Here is a 4,442-nt window from a genome sequence, read left to right as displayed (position 1 = left end):
TGGCCGGGGGCGTCCCATACCAGCAGATTGTATTTCCCTTCGAAACAGGCAATCTGTTTGTCAAACAGCCGATGGTCAGCGGTCAGCCCTGGCAGAAAAACCAGGGTGATGGCTTCGGGGCCGCAGTCACGATTCACCCAGTAATGAATCTTGCCACAGGGCGTTGCGTAGAGTCTTTCCTGCATGGCAGTCACCTCCTGCGATTTCTGCTTTCATTATACAGCAGGGCGGGGAAAAGCACAGCCCCTTGGCGCAGAATGGACAGCCCCCAGCCTCTGTTTGCACTCACAAAAATCAGCGCCGGAATCTGTACACCTTGCACAGATTCCGGCGCTTTGCTGTGGGCAGGACACTTTCTCTGCGGTAAGTACCGTTTATGTGGACTTCCACGCCCTGAAGAAGGGCCCGGACGGCTGGAAGATCATGGCCAAGGTATTTACCGAGGCCTGAGGCTCCGTCCTTCGATAGGCAAACAGACCTTTCCGCCCCGCGCAGGGGGCAGAGAGGTCTGTTTCTTGTGCGGGCTCATACAGGTGACCGGGAGGATCCACAGGCCGGATCTGCCGATTCAGGCAAGATGGGACGGCTTGCCCCTCTCTGACTACTCCTTCTTCCCAGCCGGTTCCGTGTATCGTTTTGTACGTTCCAACATTCTTTTATAACCACCACAACCAGCGCCGGAAGTTGTGCACACCACACAATTTCCGGCGCTGTATCATGCTATTTGCCTGTGCGTCACAGTTCTCCGACCAGACCACTACGCCCAACTGGACTATGGACGACTGATCTGAGAACAGCTGAGCTATGTAACAGTTCCAGTTGTGCGTTTTTACGCAAAAAATAAAAAGGTAAACGCGATTTTGAAATGTGTTTTTGATGCGTGGTTCCCACCCCGTACGGTTCTTTTTTAGAATTCCGGCAACAGTTTCCTGCCTGCAATACAATGGGAAGTCTTTGCAAAAGGAAAATCCGGTTGATGATGGATTTCTACCAGACGGAAGTTGCCAAGCAGGGCAGAATAACTGTTAGCCTGTTTCCCGGCCCGCTTGACTGACGGAACCGCGTTTTGTCATACAATCCGGAGACCATCAAACCGCGCAAGGTCCGATACGCTTCGGGACAAGAGATCCCGTTGGTCGGGCACAAAAATAACCGCAGGCTCTTCACCGTTCGGTGAAGAGCCTGCGGTCGTTCCAGGGAAAGGGGTGCAGGGGGCCGGCGGTCTTCTCCCCAAGATCGCCGGGGCCGCACCTTTTCCCGGGAAAGCAGAAGTTACCGGCCGTTGGTCAGGCGGCGGGCCAGGGCCATCAGGCGGCCCGCGCAGGCGCGTACATCGGTTTCGGTCAGACGGCCGTCCGCCAGGGCGGCCCGGATGTCGGCGTCATCGTGGGGATTGCCCGGCATGATGACGTCATTGCCGGCGGCGGCACAGCGCCAGGGCTCGCTGCCGTCGGCGGGGACGGTGGTGTTCCAGTCCGACATGATAAGGCCGTCAAAGCCCCACTCGCCCCGGGCCACCACGGTGCAGAGGTCCCGGTTGTTGGCGGCCTGCACCCCGTTGATCCGGTTGTAGGAGGTCATCAGCGCCGCGGGGGCCGCCGTCTTGACGGCGATCTCAAAGCCGCGCAGGTAGATCTCCCGCAGGGCCTGCTCGGAGACCCGGGCATCCACCCCCATGCGGTGGTCCTCCTGGTTGTTGCAGGCAAAATGCTTGATGGTGACCCCCCGGGTGCCGTCCGCCTGGACGCCCCGGGTGACGGCGGCGGCCAGCGTTCCGGAAAGCAGCGGGTCCTCGGCATAGTACTCAAAGTTGCGGCCGCACAGCGGGTTGCGCTGGATGTTCATGCCCGGCGCCAGCCAGAGGTCGATATGGAACTCCGCCATCTCGGCGGCGATGGCCCGGCCGAATTCCTCCAGCAGGGCGGGGTCCCAGCTCTGGGCCAGGGCGGTGCCCACCGGGAAGGCCGTGCAGAACTGGTAGTAGGTGTCAGCGCCCTCCAGATGACGGGGGGCGTCCAGGAATCCGTTTTCCAGCGAGCCCAGCACCCCGGTGGGGATCACCCCACCGTCGGCGGGGTCCACCTGGTAGCTCTGCCGCAGCCGCAGCCCGGCAGGGCCGTCCGCCATGATAAGGGAGGGCACCCCACGGGAGGCTTCCAGCGCCTCGGAGGTCTCCCCCGCGGAGCCGGGCACCCGGATGCCCGCCGACCCCAGGGTGCTGGCGCCCTGGGTAATGTTGCCGTAGAGCAGGGGCACCAGTTCCTCCACCGGGCCGTCGGCCAGGGGCACGGGGGCCGGAACCGGTGCGTCATCGGGCAGCGGCGCAAAGGGGAAGGCGGGCAGGTCCAGGGCCGCGGCCGCCGCAGCTTTTTCCATGGCCGGGGCGGCAGGGCCCACTTCCCCGAAGGGATGGTGCAACGGGCAGATGGGATGGGTGGTTTCCAGCACCACTTCCTCCGCCACCGTCAGGTGGGCGCAGGGAGCGGCCTCTGCCAGGCTGCCCCCCGCAAAGAGGGTGTAGACCCCGGCGGGGATCACCCAGGCGCCGCGCCCGGGCAGGAACACCGCCAGCTGTTTGGCGGGTACGGCCACCGTCACGGTCTGGCTCTCCCCGGGGGGCAGGGGGTGGGTCTTGGCAAAGCCGGCCAGCCGCCGGTATTCCCGGGCGGTGCCGGTCTGGGGGCAGGCGGCGTAGAGCTGGGCCACCTCCCGGCCGGTGAACCGGTCCCCGGTGTTGGTCACCGTCAGGTCCACCTCCACCCCGTGGTCCCCGGGGCGCAGGGCGGTGAAGGCGGTGGAAAAGGTGGTGTAGGAAAGCCCGTGGCCGAAGCCGAAGAGAGGTTCGATGCCGAAGCTGTCAAACCAGCGGTAGCCCACATAGATGCCCTCGGTGTACAGTTCTTTTTCCAGGTCACCGTTGCAGGCCCCGAAGGTATCGGCGCAGGGGTAGTCGGCGTAGCGTTTGGCCCAGGTGGCGGTGAGCTTGCCCTCCGGCACGGCCTTGCCCAGCAGGATGTCGGCCACGGCCTCGCCGCCCTGCTGCCCCGGCTGGGAGATCTGCAAAACAGCCAGGGGATGGCGGTATTCCGCCAGCAGGTCGGTGAGTTCCACCGGGCCCCCGGCGTTGAGGACCAGCACCAGGGGCAGGCCCGCCTCGTTCAGGGTGCGCAGGTCGGCGGTTTCCCTCTCGCTGAGCAGGTAGTCCCCCGCGGTGGGGGTGCGGTCCTTGCCCTCGCCGGAGATGCGGCTGATCACATAGATCGCCGCCGTGGCCTCGATCAGGTCCTGCAGGGCCACCGGACGGCCCTGGGGCAGCACAAAGGGGTTGGCCGCGTAGGCGTCAAAGGGGTTTTCCACGGTTTTGGCGTCCGCCAGGATCTTCTCTTTCCAGGCCAGACGGGCGCGGTGGTAGAGCGCCTCATAGTAGGTGATCCAGTCCTCGCTGGTAAGGGGAACCCCGGCGGCCTTGAGTCCCTCATAGAGGGACACATTGGCCCGGTTGTTCACATCTCCCGAGCCGATGCCGCCCTTGACGGTATGTCCGGCGCCGGCGCCGAAGAGTGCCACCGGTTTGTCGGGGGCCAGGGGCAGCACGCCGTCGTTACGCAGCAGGACGATGCCCGCGGCGGCCGCCTTGCGGGCCAGGGCGGCGTGGCGTTTTTCCCGGGGGGAGGGGGCAGCCCGGCGGCTGCCGCTGTAGCTGTGTGCAGATTGCATAAGATGGTTCCTCTCGAAATGATGGATAGCACGCGGAAAACCGCCATAGCAGGATACTATGACGGTCTTCCGCACAACAGGAGAAAAAAGGAAAAAGCAGTTTATTCCTTGACACCGCCCAGGGTGATGCCGGCGATGATGTACTTGGACAGCAACAGATAGACGATGATGATGGGCACAATGGCCACGGTGATCATCATGTAGATCTTGCCCATGTCGAAGTTCATATAGTCGGCGCCGCGCAGGGTGGCGATGAGGATGGGAACGGTCATCTTGTCCTTGGACTGGATGATGAGGGCGGGAACGAAGTAGTTGTTCCAGGAACCCACGAAGGTGAAGATGGCCTGCACCGCCACGGCGGGCTTCATGATGGGCAGCACGATGCGGTTGAAGGTCATGAACTCACCGGAACCGTCGATGCGGGCGGCCTCCACCAGGGACAGCGGCAGCGAGGACTCCAGGTAGCTGTACATGAAGTAGAACACCGCCGGGGACGCGATGGAGGGAATGATGAGGGGCAGCAACGAGTCGTAGAGGCCGATGTTGGTCATCAACCGCAGGAAGCCCATGGCGGTGACCTGGGTGGGCATGACCAGGATGGCCATGATGAAGGTGAATGCCACCTTTTTCAGCTTGAACTGGTAGGCATAGAGGCCGTAGGCCGTCAGGGCGGAGAAGTAGGTGCACAGCGCCGCCGAGCAGCTGGAGACGATCAGGCTGTTGAT

3 protein-coding genes are annotated in these 4,442 nt (G+C 63.2%); all 3 read right to left on the bottom strand.

All coding sequences use genetic code 11. The annotated features are described in order from the left end of the window. A partial coding sequence (locus tag H6B10_RS12820; protein ID WP_430661763.1) for an alpha/beta fold hydrolase occupies positions 1 to 185 on the bottom strand: 185 nt, incomplete at its 3' end. A 1,087-nt stretch (positions 186 to 1,272) separates the two neighbouring features. After that, a complete protein-coding gene (locus H6B10_RS12815) occupies positions 1,273 to 3,717 on the bottom strand; it encodes a glycoside hydrolase family 3 protein (RefSeq protein WP_204651963.1) in 2,445 nt (814 codons plus the stop codon). A 101-nt stretch (positions 3,718 to 3,818) separates the two neighbouring features. Continuing rightward, positions 3,819 to 4,442: carbohydrate ABC transporter permease (locus H6B10_RS12810; RefSeq protein WP_204651962.1), on the bottom strand; the 624-nt coding region annotated here is incomplete at its 5' end.

The organism is Gemmiger formicilis (assembly GCF_016901605.1).
Classification (GTDB): Bacteria; Bacillota; Clostridia; order Oscillospirales; family Ruminococcaceae; genus Gemmiger; species Gemmiger formicilis_B.
The sequence above is the reverse complement of the archived record's forward strand: the minus strand, read 5'-3'. Positions and strand labels throughout refer to the sequence as shown.